This window comes from Streptomyces sp. NPDC023157 (assembly GCF_055560575.1).
The window spans coordinates 179172-198826 of the sequence record NZ_JBVHIL010000009.1; the positions used below are offsets into that span (position 1 = coordinate 179172).

General features: G+C 72.8%; 14 protein-coding genes. 11 read left to right on the plus strand and 3 right to left on the minus strand.

Features of this window, described 5'->3' with window-relative positions:
* Nucleotides 1–457 precede the first annotated feature (457 nt).
* Together ACZ3ZE_RS29485 and ACZ3ZE_RS29490 are read left to right on the plus strand one after the other, a co-directional pair.
* On the plus strand, nucleotides 458–1570 hold the full coding sequence (locus ACZ3ZE_RS29485) for a patatin-like phospholipase family protein (protein ID WP_361175346.1): 1113 nt from the start codon (nucleotides 458–460) through the stop codon (nucleotides 1568–1570).
* The gene (locus ACZ3ZE_RS29490) at nucleotides 1506–3878 is read left to right on the plus strand and encodes a protein kinase family protein (RefSeq protein ID WP_361623838.1); all 2373 of its coding nucleotides are present in this window, start codon (nucleotides 1506–1508) and stop codon (nucleotides 3876–3878) included. The genes ACZ3ZE_RS29485 and ACZ3ZE_RS29490 overlap by 65 nt, the downstream gene beginning before the upstream one ends.
* A gap of 60 nt (nucleotides 3879–3938) precedes the next feature.
* Here ACZ3ZE_RS29490 and ACZ3ZE_RS29495 read toward each other — a convergent pair whose 3' ends face one another.
* Nucleotides 3939–5915 carry an ABC transporter ATP-binding protein gene (locus ACZ3ZE_RS29495; RefSeq protein WP_467261423.1) on the minus strand — a complete coding sequence of 659 codons (1977 nt, stop codon included), beginning with the start codon at nucleotides 5913–5915 and terminating at the stop codon, nucleotides 3939–3941.
* A complete protein-coding gene (locus tag ACZ3ZE_RS29500; RefSeq protein WP_467261425.1) occupies nucleotides 5912–7714 on the minus strand; it encodes an ABC transporter ATP-binding protein in 1803 nt (600 codons plus the stop codon). The genes ACZ3ZE_RS29495 and ACZ3ZE_RS29500 overlap by 4 nt, the downstream gene beginning before the upstream one ends.
* Before the next feature lie 170 nt (nucleotides 7715–7884).
* Here ACZ3ZE_RS29500 and ACZ3ZE_RS29505 point away from each other — a divergent pair, with 170 nt between their 5' ends.
* From ACZ3ZE_RS29505 to ACZ3ZE_RS29525, 5 genes are all read left to right on the plus strand, one after another.
* Nucleotides 7885–8787 (plus strand): ABC transporter ATP-binding protein, encoded by a 903-nt coding sequence (locus ACZ3ZE_RS29505; protein ID WP_361175334.1) that lies wholly within the window; start codon nucleotides 7885–7887, stop codon nucleotides 8785–8787.
* Nucleotides 8784–9527: an ABC transporter permease gene (locus tag ACZ3ZE_RS29510; RefSeq protein WP_467261427.1), complete on the plus strand. Its 744-nt coding sequence runs from the start codon at nucleotides 8784–8786 to the stop codon at nucleotides 9525–9527. The genes ACZ3ZE_RS29505 and ACZ3ZE_RS29510 overlap by 4 nt, the downstream gene beginning before the upstream one ends.
* A 16-nt stretch (nucleotides 9528–9543) precedes the next feature.
* Nucleotides 9544–10839 (plus strand): sensor histidine kinase, encoded by a 1296-nt coding sequence (locus tag ACZ3ZE_RS29515; protein ID WP_467261429.1) that lies wholly within the window; start codon nucleotides 9544–9546, stop codon nucleotides 10837–10839.
* Entirely contained in the window at nucleotides 10832–11476 is a 645-nt protein-coding gene (locus tag ACZ3ZE_RS29520) for a response regulator transcription factor (protein ID WP_361175325.1), read from the plus strand. Before ACZ3ZE_RS29515 ends, ACZ3ZE_RS29520 begins: the two co-directional genes overlap by 8 nt.
* A gap of 243 nt (nucleotides 11477–11719) precedes the next feature.
* Nucleotides 11720–12967, plus strand: coding sequence for a hypothetical protein (locus tag ACZ3ZE_RS29525; protein ID WP_467261431.1), 1248 nt, complete (start codon nucleotides 11720–11722; stop codon nucleotides 12965–12967).
* Between the two features lie 22 nt (nucleotides 12968–12989).
* On the opposite strand, the gene glgX is transcribed toward ACZ3ZE_RS29525, so the two are convergent.
* A complete protein-coding gene (gene glgX / locus ACZ3ZE_RS29530) occupies nucleotides 12990–15194 on the minus strand; it encodes a glycogen debranching protein GlgX (RefSeq protein WP_361175319.1) in 2205 nt (734 codons plus the stop codon).
* 157 nt (nucleotides 15195–15351) lie between these two features.
* Between glgX and ACZ3ZE_RS29535 the strand changes: the two genes are divergently transcribed.
* The 4 genes from ACZ3ZE_RS29535 (at nucleotide 15352) to ACZ3ZE_RS29550 (ending at nucleotide 19508) form a co-directional block, all read left to right on the plus strand.
* Nucleotides 15352–16587 (plus strand): L,D-transpeptidase, encoded by a 1236-nt coding sequence (locus ACZ3ZE_RS29535; RefSeq protein ID WP_361175316.1) that lies wholly within the window; start codon nucleotides 15352–15354, stop codon nucleotides 16585–16587.
* A gap of 173 nt (nucleotides 16588–16760) precedes the next feature.
* Nucleotides 16761–18005, plus strand: a complete 1245-nt coding sequence (locus ACZ3ZE_RS29540) for a L,D-transpeptidase (protein ID WP_361175313.1) — start codon at nucleotides 16761–16763, stop codon at nucleotides 18003–18005.
* Nucleotides 18006–18090: 85 nt separating this feature from the next.
* Nucleotides 18091–18858 carry an enoyl-CoA hydratase/isomerase family protein gene (locus ACZ3ZE_RS29545; protein ID WP_361175310.1) on the plus strand — a complete coding sequence of 256 codons (768 nt, stop codon included), beginning with the start codon at nucleotides 18091–18093 and terminating at the stop codon, nucleotides 18856–18858.
* A gap of 146 nt (nucleotides 18859–19004) precedes the next feature.
* The gene (locus ACZ3ZE_RS29550; RefSeq protein ID WP_361175307.1) at nucleotides 19005–19508 is read left to right on the plus strand and encodes an ATP-binding protein; all 504 of its coding nucleotides are present in this window, start codon (nucleotides 19005–19007) and stop codon (nucleotides 19506–19508) included.
* The last annotated feature ends 147 nt before the right edge of the window (nucleotides 19509–19655 follow it).

Sequence of the window (19655 nt, forward strand, 5' to 3'; positions counted from 1 at the left end):
GGGAAGAGTTGCAGTTGTTGCCGCTGTCTGTCAGGAGCGCGTCAACAAGTTGGCCGGAAATCGTCCGCTGTTTGAAGGGCTCTGTTCGTTAAGCGGACGTTTCACCGATCATGGTCGCGATGTCGTCCGGCGTTCTCCGGAGGCCGAATCCGACGCGCGACCCCAGGCCCGGCACGGGCCCCCCGTCCAGGGGCGGAGCGCGGTGGAGGGGGTGGCGGCCGGCGGACCGGATCCCTTCGGTCCGTGGCTCGTTCTGATCGCACCACGCATCGCCCGAGACCCCCGGATCCCCCGTGCCCGCCCCTCCGACGTGTCGGCCATTCCCATCCCTTGGACGGCCGCCCCGGCGCCGTACGCCGCGCGGGGCACTCCCCGGACCGGCGTTTGGCGGGAGCGGGGTCGGGAAGAGGTTGTGCGGTGCTGGGGGTAGATCAAGGATCCGAATCCAGGGGGGACCATGCGGACCGGTGATGCCGAGGGCACGCCCGAGTACTGGGATCCGGCACATCCGGTCCTGGAGATCCTGAGGGCCCGGCGGGAGTCCGGGAGCCTGCCGGGGCAGCGCACCGACGGTGCGCGGGTCGCCCTCGCCGTCGAGGGTGGCGGCATGCGCGGGGTGATCTCGGCGGCGATGCTGTCCCAGCTGGAGGACTACGGCTACAAGAACGCCTTCGACGTGGTCTACGGCTGCTCCGCCGGCGGCATCAACGCGGCCTACTTCCTCGCCGGCGAGACGTGGTACCCGCTGTCGATCTACTACGACGACCTGACGACCAGGCGGTTCGTCGACTTCTCGCGGCCCCTGCGCCGACGCCCGATCCTGGACCTGTCCTACTCCTTCGACCACGTCATGGAGCGGGTGAAGCCGCTGGACTACGAGGCGGTGCTCCGTTCGCCGATTCCCCTGGCCGTTCCCGTCACCGACGTCGACGCCCTGCGGACCGTGGTGCTGCGGGACTTCTCCTCCCGACAGCACCTCAAGGACGCGTTACGCGCCTCCGCGTGGCTTCCCGTCGCCGTCCCCGGGACGTTCGCCCTGCCGGACGTGAGGCGCGCCGTCGACGGCGGAGTCCTCACCGCCCTGCCGTTCCGGCTCGCGCTCGACGACGGCTGCACGCACGTCCTCTCCCTCAGCACGCGGCCCATGCGGCCGGCCGGCAGCGGATTCAACCTGCTCCACCGCTTCACCTACGTCCACCTGGAGAAGGTGCGCCGCGGACTCGGCAGCGGCTACCTGGCGGCGATCCGCCAGAAGCACCTCGACCAGGAACGGCTGACCCGGATGCGCACAGCCCCCGGCGCCGACGCCCCGTACGTCCTCGACCTGGCGCCGCTGCCGTGGATGCCCGAGCTCAAGCGACACGAACTCAAGCACGGTCCACTCCTCCGGCACGCCCGGATGGCCTACGGGATCGCCTTCTGCGCCACCGAGGGCAGACCGGCCGACCTGATCCGCCGGGGAGGGATCCGTGCCATGCCGAGACTCATGGTGGTGGACAGGACGCATGGAGAACCACGGCTCCACGCTGGACCGGCTGCTCGCGGCCCTGTCCGGCCTGAGGGGACATGACGATCCGCAGGCGGCGCGATTACGGGCCCTGCTGGAGCTCCCGGACGACGGCCGGCCGGAGACACCCCGGCAGCGGGCCCGCCGCCTCGGTCTCTGGCGGCGCGTGCTGCACGACATACCGCTGGACGAGCGGTCGTTCGACGACCGCTTCGGACCCGCCGGCAGGCAGGCCACGATCGCGGGGCTGGTCCCGTGGTGCCTCGGGCATCCCGCGCGCGACGGGCGGCATCAGGCCGGCCCGGACGAACTGTTCGGGTTCGTCGCGCTGTTCCTGCTGACCCTGCTCGGCCTCGCCGAATCGGAGGCCCAGCGCTCGCTCTCGCCGACGGGGCCCGCCCCCGGACGGAGCGGTCAGGCGCTGACCCACGACTGCGCGGGCGTCTGCGGCGCCCTCGTCGCCGAGGACGCGGTCGCCGAGGTCATCGCCGACGTGTACAGCCCGGAGCGGGGATCCGCCGCGCGCCGCCCACCCGCGGCCGACGGGCCCGCCGCGCGCGAATGGCGGGCCATGCAGCGGAAGCTGCGGTTCCATCGCCATGGCAGCACCTCGGTGATCCTCCGGGGCAGCACCGCGGACGCCGTCCACGGCACCCGCCCGGAATTCGCCCTGAAGCTGATCCTGTACCCGTTCACCCGCATCGCGACCCTCGCGCAGGCCACGCGCACCTACGCGGACACCTACGGCACGTCGAGCACCGGATCACGCCATCTGGTGCGGGTCTGGGCGAGCTTCGACAGCTGGATCCTCATGGACTTCGTCGAGGGCAGGACGCTCGCCGAACTCGTCCGCGAGGAGGCGGAGCAGGCGACCTCCGACGCGCGCGGGGCCTCCTCCCTCAGCCTCGACCGGCTCCGGGAGAAGGGACTGCTGCTCTTCGACGCGCTGGAGGAACTCCAGCGCATCGCGCGGGAGGACCCGGTGCACGGCAGGCTCAAGGGTGTGCACGCGGACCTCGCTCCGTCCAACATCATCGTGTCCGCGGCCGACGGCACCTTCACCCTCGTCGACCTCGGCCGCAACTACCTCTACACCCACACGGTCACCGGGACGGGAGGGGCCGAATCCCGCTACATCGCTCCCGAGGTCAGGGCCGGGGAGAGCGACATCGCCCGGGCGGACCTGTACTCGCTCGGTCAGCTGCTGATCCTCTTCGGCACCGGACGGGCGGGAGCCGAAGGGGTCGTACCGGACATCTTCTACATGCGTGCGGCGCTCCTGGCCCGTTTCCTCGAGGACCTCGTCGACGCCGACCCGACGCGCCGTCTGCTGGTCTTCTCCGGCGGAGCCGACCCCGCGCGGACGTTCGCCCGGCTGAAGGGCGACTTCCTGGCCGAACTCGGGATGGTGCAGGCCGCCGAGCAGGACGAGAGCGAGCTGCGGGTCGAGACCGGTTGGCGCGCGTGGCGCGAGCTGCTCCGCCCGCTGGCCGGGGACCCGGGGCGGGAGTGGCGGCTGTGGCGGATGCGCAGACAGCGGAGCGACGGCGCGGAGCCGGACCGCAGCTCCTTCGCGAACTGGCTGCTCGCCTGGTCGCTGCTGTCGGCGGTGATCTGGGCCGTGACCAACACCGTCGTCATCACCTGGATCCTGCGGGACCTGGACCTGTCCTGGGGAAACAACGTGGTGGCACTGGTGCAGCGAGCCGCCGGCACCCCCGAGGGGCTGCCCATCGTCGACTCCTGGCGGCGCGACGACTACCACGTACCGGACTGGCAGGCCAACCTGCCGGCCCGGATGGTCGGGCTCTCCTACGCGATCGCGGCGCCGAAGTACTACCAGATGCTGTTCTCCGGGTTGACGCCCCTCGCCGTCGGATGGCGGGCCGGATCACTGACCCGGCTGGCCGTGGCGACGGAGGTGATCATGCGCCTGATGGCCGTCGTACCGTGCCTGCTCGTGCTGGCGGTCACGCTCGTCGAGCCCCGCTGGTGGCCGCTCAACTCGGCGATCGGGCAGATCCTGACGTGGCTCGCGAACGTCATGACCCTCGCCTTCGTCCACGCGGTCATCCGCCGTTCCCGACAGCTCGGGCTCAGCACGCTCCCCGCCGACGACACCAAGATCACCGGCCTGTCCTCGTTCGCCCAGTGGGTGCCGACCTCGCTCTTCTACAGCGTGGCCGTGCTGACCATCGGCACGGCCCTCTACCTCCGACTCCTCCACGACGTCTACGTGTACGCCTTCGCCGTCACCGCGACCAACCTCTTCCTGTTCTACGCCATCAAGTGCGGCATCGGCGGCCCGACGATCCGCGTCGCGATCGTCCGGGCCTGCCTGGCCGCCGAACGCGTGGGCCGCTGCCGGTGACCCCGGCCGCGTCCCCTTGGCCGCGTCCCCTTGGCCGCGTCCCCTTGGCCGCGTCCCCGGTCAGCCCACCAGGCTGTCGCGCCAGGCCTTGTGCAGGCCCGCGTAGCGGCCCTCGCCGCCCACCAGCTCCGCCGGGGAACCGTCCTCCACCACCCGGCCCGACTCCATCACCAGGACCCGGTCCGCCACCTCGACCGTCGACAGACGGTGGGCGATCACCACCGCCGTACGGCCCGCCAGCACCGTGTCCATCGCCCGCTGCACCGCCCGCTCGCCCGGCACGTCCAGCGAGCTGGTCGCCTCGTCCAGGATCAGCACCGCCGGATCCGCCAGCAACGCCCGCGCGAAAGCGACCAGTTGGCGCTGGCCCGCCGAGATACGGCCGCCCCGCTTGCGTACGTCGGTGTCGTAGCCGTCCGGCAGTGCCGCGATGAACTCGTGCGCGCCGATCGCCTTCGCCGCCCGCTCGATCTCCTCGCGGCTCGCCTCCGGGCGGCCGATCGCGATGTTCTCCGCGACCGTCCCCGAGAACAGGAACGCCTCCTGCGTCACCATCACCACGCCCCGCCGCAGCTCCGGCGTGGCCAGCTCGCGCAGATCCGCCCCGTCCAGGAGGACCCGGCCTTCCGTCGGGTCGTAGAAGCGGGCCAGCAGCTTCGCCAGCGTCGACTTGCCCGCGCCCGTCGACCCCACCACGGCGACCGTCTGGCCCGCCGGGATCGTCAGATCGAAGCGCGGCAGCACCTCGCCGCCCGTCCGGTACGCGAACCGCACCCCCTCGAACACCACCTCACGGCCCGGCGCACCGGTCCGCACCGGCAGCTCCCGGGGCGCGGTCGCCTCCGGGACGCCCGGGCGCTGCGCGAGCAGACCCGCGATCTTCGCGAGTGAGGCCGCCGCCGACTCGTACGAGTTGAGGAACATGCCGAGCCGGTCGATCGGGTCGTACAGGCGCCGCACGTACAGCACCGCCGCCGCCAGCACACCCAGCTCCAGGGTGCCGCCCGCGACCCGGTACGCGCCCCACAGGCACATGCCGGCCACCGCCGTGTTGGCGACGAGCCGGGAGCCCACCACATAGCGGGCCATCTCCAGGAGCGCGTCGCCGTTGCTGCGCTCGTGGCCCGCGTTGAGGACCGCGAACTCGGCGTCGTTCGCCCGCTCCCGGCGGAACGCCCGTACCGGACGGATCCCGTTCATCGTCTCCGCGAACTTCACGATCACCTTGGCGATGGCCGTGGACCGGACCGCGAACACCGCCGCGGAGCGGCGCCGGTAGCTCCGCACGAGGAGGTACAGCGGGCCGAACGACGCCACCGCCACCGCGCCCATGCCCAGGTCCAGCCAGAGCAGCATCGCCGAGATGGAGAGGAACGACAGGGCCACCCCGAGGAGTTCCTGGAGGCCCTCGGAGAGCAGCTCGCGCAGCGACTCCACGTCGGTCGTCGAGCGGGAGATCAGCCGGCCCGAGGTGTAGCGCTCGTGGAAGTCGACGCTGAGCTCCTGCGCGTGCCGGAAGATGCGGCCGCGCAGGTCCAGCAGCACGGCCTGGTTGATCCGGGCGGACATCCGCACGAACGCGTACTGGAGCAGTCCGCCGGCCGCCGCGCAGGCCAGGTAGCCGAGGGCCACCGCGACGACCGGGGTGTGGTTCCCGGCACGGAACGCCGGGACGCCCCGGTCGATCGCGTACGCCACGAGCAGCGGGCCCGCCTGGAGGGCCAGTTGCTGGACGACGAGGACCAGGATCGCCACCAGGACCCTCGGGCGGTGGGCGTGGAGGAGGGAGCGGAGGAGGCGGCCGGTGGCACCGGGCGTCGTGGGCAGGTCGTCCTGGTCGAAGGGGTCCGTGGGTCCGACGGGGGCCGGAACCTCCGCGGGGGTGGGGGTGTCCGGACTGCGACCTCCACTTCGCTTCGCTCGTTGCGGGCGCCGCCACGTCCGGACACCCCCACCCCCGCTCCGGTCCCGGCCCCCTCCCGCCGTCGGTCGGGTGCCGGGAACGTTCGTCTCCGTGTCCGTGTTCACGTCCGTCATCGGGGGTCCTCGGGGTTCTCGCCGGACATCAGCCACGTGTATTCGGCGTTCTCACGGAGCAGTTCGTGGTGGGTGCCCACGGCCGCCACCCGCCCGCCGGACAGCAGCGCCACCCGGTCGGCCAGCAGCACCGTCGACGGGCGGTGCGCCACCACCAGGGCGGTCGTGTCGCGCAGCACCTCCCGCAGCGCCGCCTCGACCTTCGCCTCCGTGTGCACGTCCAGGGCCGACAGCGGGTCGTCCAGGACCAGGAAGCGAGGGCGGCCGACCACCGCCCGTGCCAGGGCCAGGCGCTGGCGCTGGCCGCCGGAGAGGCTCAGGCCCTGCTCGCCGACCTGCGTGTCCGCGCCCTCGGGCAGCTTCTCCACGAAGGCCTTCGCCTGTGCCACGGCCAGCGCCCGGGTCAGTTCCGGGGTGGCCGCCTCCTCGTCCGCGCCCATCAGGACGTTCTCGCCGATGCTCGCGGAGAAGAGGGTCGGCTCCTCGAACGCCATCGACACCAGGGAGCGCAGGCGCTCCCTGGGCATCAGGGTGATGTCCTCGCCGTCCAGGAGGATGCGGCCGGCGGTCGGCTCGTGCAGCCGGGGGACGAGGGCCGTCAGGGTCGTCTTGCCGGAGCCGGTGGTGCCCACCAGGGCCAGCGTCTCGCCCGGGCGGATGTGCAGGTCCACGTCGGTGAGGAGGGGCGGGGTGTCCGGCGGCGCGTCCGGGTAGCGGAAGGAGACCTTCTCGAAGCGGAGGCCGTCGGGCGGGGTCGTCGCCGGGGTCCGCGGGAGGTCGGTCTCCGTCTCCTGGGGTGAGTCCATCACCTCGAAGTAGCGTTCCGTCGCCGTTGCCGCCTCCTGGCTCATCGCGAGCAGGAAGCCGATCGACTCCACCGGCCAGCGCAGCGCCAGCGCCGTCGACAGGAACGCCACCAGCGTGCCCGCCGACAGCTGGCCCTCGGCCACCTGCACCGCGCCCAGCACCAGGGCGGCTCCCACGGCCAGTTCGGGCAGCAGCGTCATCACCGCCCAGATCCAGGCCAGCAGCCGGGCCTTGGCCAGCTCCGTGCCCCGGAGCTGTTCCGCCAGGTTCCGGAACGCCTCCGCCTGGCTGCGGTGGCGTCCGAAGCCCTTCACGATGCGGATGCCGAGCACGCTCTCCTCGACCACCGTCGTCAGATCGCCCACCTGGTCCTGCGCCCGCCGGGTCACCACCGCGTACCGCCGCTCGAACAGCCAGCAGAGCAGCACCATCGGCCCGACCGGGGCCAGCAGCACCAGGCCCAGTGTCCACTGCTGGGCGAAGAGCACCGCGTAACCGACCAGGATCGTCACCGCGTTGACCAGCAGGAAGGTCAGCGGGAAGGCGAGGAACATGCGGACCAGCATGAGGTCCGTCGTGCCCCGCGACAGGAGCTGGCCCGACGCCCAGCGGTCGTGGAACGCGATCGGCAGCCGCTGCACGTGCCCGTACAGGTCGGCGCGCATCGACGCCTCCACCCCCGCGAGGGGGCGCGCCACCAGCCAGCGCCGGATGCCGAAGAGCACCGCCTCGGTGATCCCCAGCAACAGCAGGTACAGCGCGCCCAGCCACACCCCCGTCGCGTCGCCGTCCGTGACCGGGCCGTCGACCAGCCACTTCAGGACCAGCGGGATCACGAGCGACAGACAGGAGGCCACGATCGCGACGAAGGCGGCCGTGAAGAGGCGGGCGCGCACCGGGCGTACGTACGGCCACAGGCGCAGCAGTGTGCGCACGGCCGAACGTCCCTCGGCGGCGGGCGATTCCTTGGCGGGTACATGTTCTGTGGGCATCAGGGCCGAGCCTACGGTTCACCCCTGACATGGCTCATGTGGTTTTCCGGCCACCCGTCCGGTCGGGGCCGGACGGGGCAGGTCGTAGGGGCGTATCAACCGATCGGTTGACCGGTGGTCGAGCGGGATGGCCGATACCGGCGGGGCGCGACGTTCACGAACCTTGGGGCATGCCCATGATCGAGGTTCAGGACCTGCACAAGGCCTACGGCGAGCGGAAGGCCGTCGACGGCGTCACCTTCGCGGTCGAGGAGGGGGAGATCTTCGGGATCCTCGGCCCCAACGGCGCCGGCAAGACCACCACCGTCGAGTGCGTCGCCGGTCTGCGCACCGCCGACCGCGGCACCGTACGCGTCGCCGGGCTCGACCCCGTCGCCCGGCACACCGACGTCACCCGGCTGCTCGGCGTCCAGCTCCAGCAGAGCGAGCTCCAGGCCAAGCTCACCGTCCGCGAGGCGCTCGAACTGTACGCCTCCTTCCACGAGCGTCCCGCCGACTGGCGGGCCCTGGCCGAACGCCTCGGGCTCGAAGGGCAGCTGGGCGTCCGCTACGCCAAGCTGTCCGGCGGGCAGCGACAGCGGCTCTTCATCGCCCTCGCCCTGGTCGGCGACCCCCGGGCCGTCATCCTCGACGAGCTCACCACCGGACTCGACCCGCGCGGGCGCCGCGAGACCTGGGCCCTCGTCGAGGACATCCGGCGCGGTGGCGTCACCGTCCTGCTCGTCACCCACTTCATGGAGGAGGCCCAGCGCCTCTGCGACCGGGTCGCCGTCATCGACCGGGGCCGGGTCACCGCCCTCGACACCCCCGGCGGGCTCATCCGGCGGTCCGGGGCCGCCCGTACCGTCTCCTTCGCCGCCGACACCCCGCTGGACCGCGCCGACCTGCTCGCCCTGCCCGGCGCCGTGAGCGTCGAGACGGCGGCCGGGCGGACCGTCCTCACAGGCGACGACGCCACCGTCGACGCCTTCGTCCCGCTGCTCGCCCGCCGCGGGGTCACCGCCCGCGGCCTGCGCGTCTCCGACGCCACCCTCGACGACGCCTACCTCGACCTGACCGGAGCCGACCAGTGACCACCGCCACCCGCACCCTCCTGCGCACCGAGGTCCGGCTCTTCGGCCGCGAACCCGCCGCCCTGTTCTGGGTGATGCTCTCGCCCACCGTGCTGCTCGTGATCCTCGGGTCGATCCCCTCGTTCACCGAGCCCTCCGCCGACCTCGGCGGGCGTCGGGTCATCGACGTCTACGTGCCCGTGTCCGTGCTCTTCGCCCTGATCATGGCCGGGCTCCAGGCCATGCCGCCGGTCCTCGCCGGCTACCGCGAACGCGGCATCCTGCGCCGGATGTCCACCACCCCCGTCCGGCCCGGCTCCCTCCTCACCGCCCAGCTCGTCCTGCACGGCGTGGCCGCCCTGCTCTCCGCGCTGCTCGCCCTCACCGTCGGCCGGCTCTCCTTCGGCGTCGCCCTGCCCGGCAACCTCCCCGGCTACCTCCTCGCCCTGCTGCTCGCCACCGCCTGTTCCCTCGCCCTCGGCGCCGCCGTCTGCGCCGTCTCCCGCACCCAGAAGATCTCCACCGCCGTCGGCTCGGCCGTCTTCTTCCCCTCGATGTTCACCGCCGGCGTCTGGATCCCGGTCCAGGCCATGCCGGATACGCTGCGGGAGATCGTCGGCTTCAGCCCGTACGGCGCCGCCTCCGAGGCCCTCGACGCCGCCGCGGGCGGCGCCTGGCCCGGCTGGGGCCCGCTCGCGGTGACCACCCTGTGGGTGGTGCTGCTGACGGGCGCCGCGGTCCGCTGGTTCCGCTGGGAGTAGGGGGGTTGGGGGCGAGATGACCGCACGCGTCACGACGGTCGAGGAGCGGTGGCAGCAGTTCTTCCGGTGGGGCCCCTACGCGCTGCTCGTCGTCGCCGGGGTGCTCGTCGCGGCCTCCGGCGACGAGCTGATGGACCGCACCAGGGCCCTCGTCGCCGGCGCCCTGTTCGCCGCCGTCCTCGCCCTCCAGCTGTGGTGGACCGCCCACCAGCGGGCGGTGGGGGAGACGCGCCGCGAGACACCCACGCTCTCCGTCCCCGGCGCCCCCGGACCCGCCTCCGTCTTCTACTTCACGGCCCGCACCGCGCTCGCCTTCGCGCTCACCTGGACCAACCCCTTCTTCGCCGTCTTCGCCTGCATCGGCTACTTCGACGCCGTGCACCTGCTGCCGCCCCGGCCCGCCGGCGCCCGCGCGGGACTGGTCGCCGTCGCCCTCACCCTGGCCGGCTCCCAGTCCGGGGGGCTGCCGCCCCGCAGCCTCCTCCAATGGGTCGCCTTCGCCGGGCTGTTCGTCCTCAACGGCTGCCTCGCCGTCGGCCTCTCCCACCTCGGCGTCAAGGAGGCCGAGAAGGCCCGCGAACGCGCCGCCACCATCGAGGCGCTGGCCCGCGCCAACGCCCGCCTCGAAGAAGCCCTGGAGGAGAACGCCGCCCTCCAGGCGCAGCTCCTCGTCCAGGCCCGCGAGGCCGGGGTCGCCGACGAACGGCGCAGGCTCGCCGCCGAGATCCACGACACCATCGCCCAGGGCCTGGCCGGCGTCATCACCCAGCTCCAGGCCGTCGGCGCCACCACCGACCCCGCACTCGCCCAGGTCCGGCTGCGCCGCGCCGCCGACCTCGCCCGGCACAGCCTCGGCGAGGCCCGCCGCTCCGTGCAGAACCTCAGTCCGGTCGCCCTGGAGCACGACACCCTGCCCGACGCGCTGCGCAAGACCGTCGCCGACTGGTCCGAACGCACCGGGATCACCGCCCGGTTCACCGTCACCGGCACCGAACACCCCGTCCACGACGAGATCGCCGCGACCCTGCTGCGGATCGCGCAGGAAGCCCTCGCCAACGCCGAACGCCACTCCGGCGCCGCCCGCGCCGGCGTCACCCTCTCCTACATGGGCGACGAACTCACCCTCGACGTACGCGACGACGGCCACGGCTTCGACCCGGCCGCCGTCCCCGCCCGCCACCACACCGGCGGCTTCGGCCTCGACGGCATGCGGGCCCGCGCCGAACGCCTCGCCGGAAGCCTCGCGTTGGAGACCGAGCCGGGACACGGCACGGCGATCAGCGCTCGCGTACCGTTGGCACCCCATGAATGAGATCACCCTCCTCCTGGTCGACGACCACCCCGTCGTCCGCGACGGCCTGCGCGGCATGTTCGAGACCGACCCCGGATTCCGGGTCCTCGGCGAGGCCGCCGACGGCGTCGAGGGCGTCGCCCTCGCCCTGAGCCTCGACCCGGACGTCGTCCTCATGGACCTGCGGATGCCCGGCGGAGGCGGCGTCGACGCCATCGGCGAACTCACCCGGCGCGGCGCCCGCGCCCGGATCCTCGTCCTCACCACGTACGACACGGACACCGACACCCTCCCCGCGATCGAGGCGGGCGCCACCGGCTACCTCCTCAAGGACACGCCCCGCGAAGAGCTGTTCGCCGCCGTCCGTGCCGCCGCCGAGGGCCGCACCGTGCTCTCCCCGGCCGTCGCCGGCCGGCTCGTCACCCGCGTCCGCACGCCCGCCGCACCCGTCGACGAGTCGCTCTCCGCCCGTGAACGCGAGGTCCTCGAACTCGTCGCCAAGGGCACCTCCAACCGCGAGATCGCCGCCGAGCTCTTCATCAGCGAGGCCACCGTCAAGACCCACCTCACGCACATCTACGCCAAGCTGGGCGCCAAGGACCGCGCGGCCGCCGTCGCCGTCGCCTACCAGCGCGGCATCCTCGGCCGCACCGGCTGACCCCTGCACGCAGCGTCAACGAGCCCTGCACTCCAGGCCAACAACACCCCACGCCCCTGCGCGCAGACTGGAACCGCACGGGGCGGTCCACGGGGGACACCGGACCGCCACGTGCACCTTCCCCCGCCGGCCACCGCCGTCGCGCCGTGGTGGCCGGTGCGGGGGCCCATCGGCACATCGTCGCACCGGCCCCGTAGGATCCCGCCCGATCGCCCACCGGGCGGGAGAACGAGGGTGGGGACCATGTACGACTCCAGGACGCGCCGCCGAGCCGCCGCGCTGGCACTGCCGCTGCTGCTGACGGCACTGGCGGCCTGCCAGTCCGGCGGCCAGGACGCGAAGCCGACGGCCGCCACCCCCTCGCCCACGCCGACCCCCGTCTTCTCGGTGCGGCTCGACGACCAGCTCACCGCCGCGAGCCGCGCCACCACCGCGGCCGGCTCCGCCGCCTTCACCTGGACGCTCACCTACGGCTCCGCCAAGGGCACGGCCGTGGAACGCGTGACCGGCGTCCAGGACTACGCCAAGGACACCGCCCGCGCCGAGCGGGTCGTCGAGATCCCGCGCGGCTTCCCGGGGGACGCGGCGCGCGAGCTGGGCGGGGAGCCCGTCGGCTCGCGGAAGCCGCGGACCTTCGCCGTCTCGGGCAACCAGGTCTCGTACCGCACCGCGGACGGCGGCTGGCTGCGCTACTCCTCCGCCGCCTCCGGTGACATCGTCGACCTGATGGACGGCGCCCTCCAGCGGGCCGGCGACGCCGCACCGTACGGTCGGACGCTCGCCGAGGTCGTGAGTGTCGCCGACGCGACCAGGCCGCCGGTGAAGGGGGCCGACGGCAGCCGCACCTACCAGGTCGACGTCCCGGTCACCTACGCCACCGCCGCACTGCCGCAGGCGCTCGACATCAGCCAGGACAGCGCGCGGCAGGCCCCCGGACCGGTCCGGACGACCGTCGTCCTCGACAAGGACGGGCGGCTCGTCCGGGCCACCGCCGACTACTCCCCCGCGCTCAAGCTGCTGCACGACGAGCACCGCCTGAAGGGCGTGACCTCGCTGCGAGCCGACTACGCCCTCTCCGGCCACGGAAAGACGCCCGTGCCGCCGCTGCCCGCCGGTGCGAAGGTCCAGGACGCCGAGAAGGCCCTCACCGACCTGCACAAGGTGAAGCCGGGCGGCTGCGCCTCCCTGGACACCGGGCTCGGCGACCTGGGGCTCGTCCGGGTCGTCCCCTGCGGCGCCCGCGCCGACCTCCGGGTCTTCGGGCAGGTCACGTTCAAGAAGTCCCTCCAGGGCGACCCGGACGGCGTCGCCGTGCGCGAGGGCCAGGACCGCTGCGAGGCCGCGTACGGCTCGGTGCCGCACGCCTGGATCGCCGACGGGCGGCCCGCCGGCCGGTTCACGACGTACGGGCAGGGCACCACCTCCTCCGCGTACACCGGCCCCGACGTCGACGTCGAGGGCGTCTACACCTGCTTCGTCGAGATCCCCTAGCCGTCCACCCGCAGCAGATCCCCTAGCCGCCCACCCGCAGCAGCACCACCGACCGGCCGGCCACGCTGATCGTCCCCCCGCCCCGGTGCACCGTCCCCGGCGCGCGGGACTGGTCCTCCCGGGCGGTGTCCACGATCCGCTCGTACGTCTCCGCCCACGGCGGGCCCGGCAGCCGGAACTCCACCGGACGGTGGCCCGCGTGCAGGACCGCGAGGAAGCTGTCGTCGGTGACCTGCTCGCCGCGGGCGTCCCGGCCCGGTATGTCGCGGCCCGACAGGTAGAGGGCGAGCGTGGCGGCGGGCGCGTACCAGTCGGCCTCGGTCATCTCCGTGCCGTCGGCGGTGAACCAGGCCAGGTCCCGCAGTCCGTCGGCGGCCCGCCGGCCCGAGAAGAAGGCGCGGCGCCGCAGCACCGGGTGACGGTGGCGCAGGTCGAGCAGCCGCCGGGTCAGGGCGAGGAGCTGGGCGCGGCCCGGGTCGTCCGGGAGGCTCCAGTCCAGCCAGCCGATCTCGTTGTCCTGGCAGTAGGCGTTGTTGTTGCCGCCCTGGGTGCGGCCCATCTCGTCGCCCGCGACGAGCATCGGCACCCCGGTCGACAGGAGCAGCGTCGTCATCAGGTTGCGCAGTTGGCGCCGGCGCAGGGTGTTGACCTCGGGGTCGTCGGTCTCGCCCTCGGTGCCGCAGTTCCAGGAGCGGTTGTCGTGGGTGCCGTCCCGGTTGCCCTCGCCGTTGGCCTCGTTGTGCTTGCGCTCGTAGGTGACGAGGTCGCGCAGGGTGAAGCCGTCGTGGGCGGTGACGAAGTTGACGGAGGCGTAGGGGCGGCGCCCGCCCCACGCGTACAGGTCGCTGGAGCCGGAGAGCCGGTAGCCGAGGTCCCGGACGTCGGGCAGGGCGCCGCGCCAGAAGTCCCGTACGGCGTCCCGGTAGCGGTCGTTCCACTCGGTCCACAGCGGCGGGAAGGAGCCCACCTGGTAGCCGCCGTTGCCCACGTCCCAGGGCTCGGCGATCAGCTTGACCCGGCGCAGCACGGGGTCCTGGGCGATGACCGCGAGGAACGGCGAGAGCATGTCGACGTCGTGCATCGAGCGGGCCAGGGCCGCCGCCAGGTCGAAGCGGAAGCCGTCGACGCCCATCTCGGTCACCCAGTAGCGCAGGCTGTCGGTGATGAGCCGCAGCACCTGCGGCTGCACCACGTGCAGGGTGTTGCCGCAGCCGGTGTAGTCCGTGTAGCGCCGGGCGTCGGACGGGAGCCGGTAGTAGCCGCGGTTGTCGATGCCCTTCAGGGACAGGGTGGGGCCGAGCTCGCCCGCCTCGGCGGTGTGGTTGTAGACGACGTCGAGGATGACCTCGATCCCGGCGGCGTGCAGCGCCCGCACCATCCGCTTGAACTCGCCGACCTGCTGCCCGGCCGTCCCGCTCGCCGAGTAGCCGGCGTGCGGCGCGAAGTAGCCGATCGAGTTGTAGCCCCAGTAGTTGGTGAGGCCCCGGCGCAGCAGATGGTCCTCGTGCGCGAACTGGTGCACCGGCAGCAGCTCCACCGCGGTGACCCCGAGACGTACGAGGTGCTCGATCGCGGCCGGGTGGGCGAGGCCCGCGTACGTGCCGCGCAGGTGCTCCGGGATGTCCGGGTGGCGGGCGGTGAAGCCCTTGACGTGCAGCTCGTAGATGACCGAGTCCGGCCAGGGCGTCTTGGGCCTGCGGTCGTCGGACCAGTCGTCGTCGTCCTGGACGACGACCCCCTTGGGGACGTGCGGGGCCGAGTCCCGCTCGTCGCGGACCGTGTCGGCGACGTGCTGCTGCGGCCAGTCCCGTACGTGCCCGTACGCCTCGGGCGGCAGCGCGAAGTCCCCGTCGACGGCCCGCGCGTACGGGTCGAGGAGCAGCTTCGCCGGGTTCCAGCGGGCCCCGGTCCACGGGTCCCAGCGCCCGTGCACCCGGTAGCCGTACCGCTGTCCGGGGCCGACGCCGGGCACGAAGCCGTGCCAGATCTCATGGGTGAGCTCGGTCAGTTCGAGGCGCGTCTCCGTGCCGTCGGCGTCGAACAGGCACAGCTCGACGGCCTCCGCCCCGCCCGACCAGAGCGCGAAGTTGGTGCCCGCGACCCCGTCCGGGCCGACCCGGCAGCGGGCGCCCAGCGGAGTCGGCGCCCCCGGCCACACCACCCGCTCCGGCCCCTTCGGGGCGCGGGCATGCTCGTGTACCGCCTCCTGCTCGGCTGCGCTCGACACCGTCCCGGCCTCCCGCGGCTCTCCCCACGGGAGGGCGGCGGCGTCCCGGCCGCCGCCCTCGCACGTGGTCCTCCCACCTGTTCTGCCCGCACCGCCGGGCTCCCAACATGCCCCGCACGCACGTTTCCCCTGGAGGGTGGCCGTCGTTGGGCCGGTCGTGAGACATGTGATGAAGCGGGCGGGGTACGCGCTCGCCGTGGCGGGACTGTTGGCGGGCCTCGCGGGCTGCACCGGAGCCGGTGGTGGCGGGGGTGGCGGTGGCGGTGGCGGCGTGGACCTGCTCCTGCCGGGCAAGGCGCGGGCGCCGGGCGACGTGATCCGGGTCAGCCCCGAGGACGGCAGCCGGGGGGTGCCCGCCGACGGGCCCCTGGAGGTGAAGGTGGACAGCGGGCGCCTGGAGCGGGTGTCCGTGGTCCAGGTGGAGGACGCGCAGCGCACCCGGGTGGCGGGAGAGATCTCGACGGACGGGCTGCGCTGGCGGCCGAGCCCCGGCGCCCGGCTCGCGCTCGCCGCGAAGTACAGCGTGGACGCGGTCGCGCTCGACGCCCACGGGCGCCGCTCGGCCCGGCACACCACCTTCACCACGGTGGTGCCCGAGCACCGCTTCATCGGCTACTTCAAGCCGGAGAACCGGTCCACCGTCGGCACCGGCATGATCGTCTCCTTCTCCTTCAACCGGGAGATCGAGAACCGCGCCGAGGTCGAGCGGGCCATCCGGATCACCTCGGACCCGCCGGTCGAGGTCGTCGGCCACTGGTTCGGCAAGGACCGGCTCGACTTCCGCCCCGCCGCGTACTGGCAGCCCGGCAGCGAGGTCACCGTCGACCTCGACCTGCGGGACGTCGAGGGCGCCCCCGGGGTGTACGGCATCCAGCGCAAGAGGGTCGGCTTCACGGTGGGCCGCTCGCAGGTCTCCCTGGTCGACGCCGAGCGGCACACGATGGAGATCCGCCGGGACGGCGAGCCGCTCACCACGCTGCCGATCACGGCCGGGGCGCCGAAGACCACCACGTACAACGGGAAGATGGTGGTCACCGAGTTGTACGAGGTGACGCGGATGGACGGGCGGACCGTCGGGTTCGGCGGCGAGTACGACATCAAGGACGTGCCGCACGCGATCCGGCTCACCGACTCGGGGACCTTCCTGCACGGCAACTACTGGGCCTCGGCGTCCACCTTCGGCTCGGCGAACGTCAGCCACGGCTGCGTCGGGCTGCGGGACGTGAAGGGCGGCGGCGCGGACACCCCGGCCGGCTGGTTCTTCGACCGGACCCTCATCGGCGACGTGGTCGAGGTGGTCAACTCGCGCGACAAGCAGGTCGCCGCGGACAACGGTCTGGGCGGCTGGAACATGGAGTGGGGCCGCTGGCGGACCGGTTCCGCGCTGCGCTGACCCCGAGCGGCCCGGAGCGCCGGGCACACCCCGCGTGAACTGGGACTGAACGGTGACATTCGCGTGGAACTTTCGTGTCCGGCGGTGTGATTGTCTAACGCCGTGTGCGCGGGAGGATGCGCACGGGGGTGGGGCCCGAGCTGTGCCGGGTCGTGCGAGGGGAGAAAACCATAGTGAACGGGCAGCCGATATCCGGAGGGACCGCCGGACGACGGCGCCGAGGCGCCCGCCTGGGGGCTCTGGCGACGGGGACGCTGCTCCTCGTGCTGACCGCGTGCGGTGGCGGCGGCGCCACCGGTGGCGGCAAGGGGGGCCAGGACCCGGCGGGGACCGGCGACAAGCAGGAGATCGCGGCCTCCGCCGCGGTCGTGACGATCGCTCCGAAGGACGGCGCCGACTCGGTCGCCACCAGCGGCGCGCTGAAGGTGACGGCCGATCAGGGCAAGCTGTCGACGGTCACGGTCGCCGACACCAAGGGCACCCCGGTCGAGGGCAAGCTCTCCCCGGACGGCGCGAGCTGGGAGCCGCTCGGCCATCTGTCCGCCGGCACCCAGTACAAGGTGCACGCGGTCGCCAAGGACACCGCGGGCCGCGAGTCGGCGAAGGACACCACCTTCAGCACCCTCGTCCCGAAGAACACCTTCCTCGGCCACTACACGCCGGAGGACGGCGCGACCGTCGGCGTCGGCATGCCGGTCTCCATCAACTTCACCCGGGGCATCACCGACCCGGAGGCCGTCGAGCGCGCCATCAAGGTGACGGCGGAGCCGGCCGTGGAGATCGTGGGCCACTGGTTCGGCAACGACCGGCTCGACTTCCGCCCCGAGGACTACTGGGCCGCGGGCACCAAGGTGACCGTCAAGCTGAACCTGGACGGCGTCGAGGGCCGCCCGGGCGTGTACGGCAAGCAGAAGAAGACCGTCACCTTCACCATCGGCCGCCGCCAGGTGTCCACGGTGGACGCCAGCGCCAAGACGATGAAGATCGAGCGCGACGGAAAGATCATCAAGACCCTGCCGATCACCGCCGGCGCGCCGTCCACGACCACGTACAACGGTCAGATGGTCATCAGCGAGAAGTACAAGGTGACGCGCATGAACGGCGCCACCGTGGGCTTCGGCGGCGAGTACGACATCAAGGACGTGCCGCACGCGATGCGTCTGTCGACCTCGGGCACCTTCGTGCACGGCAACTACTGGGCCTCGTCCTCGACCTTCGGCTCGGCCAACGTCAGCCACGGCTGCGTCGGTCTGCGGGACTCCCGCGGCGCCGGGGACAGCTCGACGCCCGCCGCCTGGTTCTTCGACCGCTCGATCATCGGTGACGTCGTCATCGTGAAGAACTCGCGCGACAAGCAGATCAAGCCGGACAACGGCCTCAACGGCTGGAACATGTCCTGGTCGGAGTGGAAGGCCTGACCTTCCCCCTCCGTCGACGCGGGCCCCGGTGCTGTGACCAACGGCACCGGGGCCCGCGTCGTTAACGGCGGCTAACCTTCGGACCATGACTGTGAACCTCGAAGTCGCCGAAGGCGTCGGCACGATCCGTCTCGACCGCCCCCCGATGAACGCCCTCGACATCGCCACCCAGGACCGGCTGCGCGAGCTGGCCGTGGAGGCGACCGACCGCGACGACGTGCGGGCCGTGATCCTCTACGGCGGCGAGAAGGTGTTCGCGGCCGGCGCGGACATCAAGGAGATGCAGGTCATGGACCACGCGGCCATGGTCAAGCGGTCCCGCGCGCTCCAGGACTCCTTCACGGCGATCGCCCGCATCCCCAAGCCGGTCGTCGCGGCCGTCACGGGGTACGCGCTGGGCGGCGGCTGCGAACTCGCGCTCTGCGCCGACTACCGGATCGCCGCCGACAACGCCAAGCTGGGCCAGCCCGAGATCCTGCTCGGCCTCATCCCCGGCGCCGGCGGCACCCAGCGGCTCTCCCGTCTGATCGGCCCGTCCCGGGCCAAGGACCTCATCTTCACCGGCCGCATGGTGAAGGCGGACGAGGCGCTGAGCCTGGGCCTGGTCGACCGGGTCGTGCCGGCCGCCGAGGTGTACGAGCAGGCGCACGCCTGGGCCGCCAAGCTGGCGCAGGGCCCGGCCCTCGCGCTGCGGGCGGCGAAGGAGTCGGTCGACCAGGGTCTGGAGGCGGACATCGACACCGGCCTCGCCATCGAACGCACCTGGTTCGCGGGCCTGTTCGCGACGGAGGACCGGGAGCGCGGCATGCGCAGCTTCGTCGAGGAGGGCCCGGGCAAGGCCAAGTTCGTCTGAGGCGCGGTGCCGGAGCGTCCGCGCCCGGCCGTGCTTTCGACTGCCTCTGGCATATGCCGAACGAATCCCCCGGAATTGTCGATTCCGGGGGGTCGATTCCCCGGGAACGGCCCCGGACTCCGCTCCGTGCGGCCATGATGGGGGGCATGGCGGGCCTGGATGGTATGGATCAACCGCGGCAGCGCGGCGGTGCGACCGCCGCACGGTGGGTGCCGGCAGCGGAGGACGAACAGGCCGCGGAAGCACTGCGGTTGTACGGGAACCCGGCCGAGGAGGATGTCCGGCTGCCGTCCCGTCCCGAGTCCGCCGCGGTCGCCCGCCGGCTCACCCAGTGGGTCGTGCTGCGCCAGTGGGGGCTCGGCCCGCAGATCGCCGAGCACGCGGTGCTGCTCGTCTCCGAGCTGGTCGGCAACGCCGTACGGCACACCGGCGCCCGGGTCTTCGCCCTGCGGATGCTGCGCCGCCGCGGCTGGATCCGGATCGAGGTGCGCGACCCCTCGCGCGGGCTGCCCTGTCTGATGCCGGTGCACGAACTCGACACGAGCGGCCGGGGCCTCTTCCTCGTCGACAAGCTGTCCGACCGCTGGGGTGTCGACCTCGCCCCGCGCGGCAAGACCACCTGGTTCGAGATGCGGGTCTCCGACCGCTAGCCCCGCCGCCCGCCCCCGTGACGCACGAAAGCCCCCGTCCGCCATGGTGAGGCGCTTGGGGGCTTCCGTGTGATGCGCCGTGGACTGGGGGGGTGTGTCCACGGCCGCTATGTCGACCTGGCCCGGGTCAATGGGGGTCGTGTCTCC

Excerpts from the sequence above, each read along its gene's own strand:
- ACZ3ZE_RS29485 (WP_361175346.1), top strand. The coding sequence starts at position 458 with ATGCGGACCGGTGATGCCGAGGGCACGCCCGAGTACTGGGATCCGGCA.
- ACZ3ZE_RS29490 (WP_361623838.1), top strand. The coding sequence starts at position 1,506 with ATGGAGAACCACGGCTCCACGCTGGACCGGCTGCTCGCGGCCCTGTCC.
- ACZ3ZE_RS29495 (WP_467261423.1), bottom strand. The coding sequence starts at position 5,915 with ATGACGGACGTGAACACGGACACGGAGACGAACGTTCCCGGCACCCGA.
- ACZ3ZE_RS29500 (WP_467261425.1), bottom strand. The coding sequence starts at position 7,714 with ATGCCCACAGAACATGTACCCGCCAAGGAATCGCCCGCCGCCGAGGGA.
- ACZ3ZE_RS29505 (WP_361175334.1), top strand. The coding sequence starts at position 7,885 with ATGCCCATGATCGAGGTTCAGGACCTGCACAAGGCCTACGGCGAGCGG.
- ACZ3ZE_RS29515 (WP_467261429.1), top strand. The coding sequence starts at position 9,544 with ATGACCGCACGCGTCACGACGGTCGAGGAGCGGTGGCAGCAGTTCTTC.
- ACZ3ZE_RS29520 (WP_361175325.1), top strand. The coding sequence starts at position 10,832 with ATGAATGAGATCACCCTCCTCCTGGTCGACGACCACCCCGTCGTCCGC.
- ACZ3ZE_RS29525 (WP_467261431.1), top strand. The coding sequence starts at position 11,720 with ATGTACGACTCCAGGACGCGCCGCCGAGCCGCCGCGCTGGCACTGCCG.
- ACZ3ZE_RS29545 (WP_361175310.1), top strand. The coding sequence starts at position 18,091 with ATGACTGTGAACCTCGAAGTCGCCGAAGGCGTCGGCACGATCCGTCTC.
- ACZ3ZE_RS29550 (WP_361175307.1), top strand. The coding sequence starts at position 19,005 with ATGGCGGGCCTGGATGGTATGGATCAACCGCGGCAGCGCGGCGGTGCG.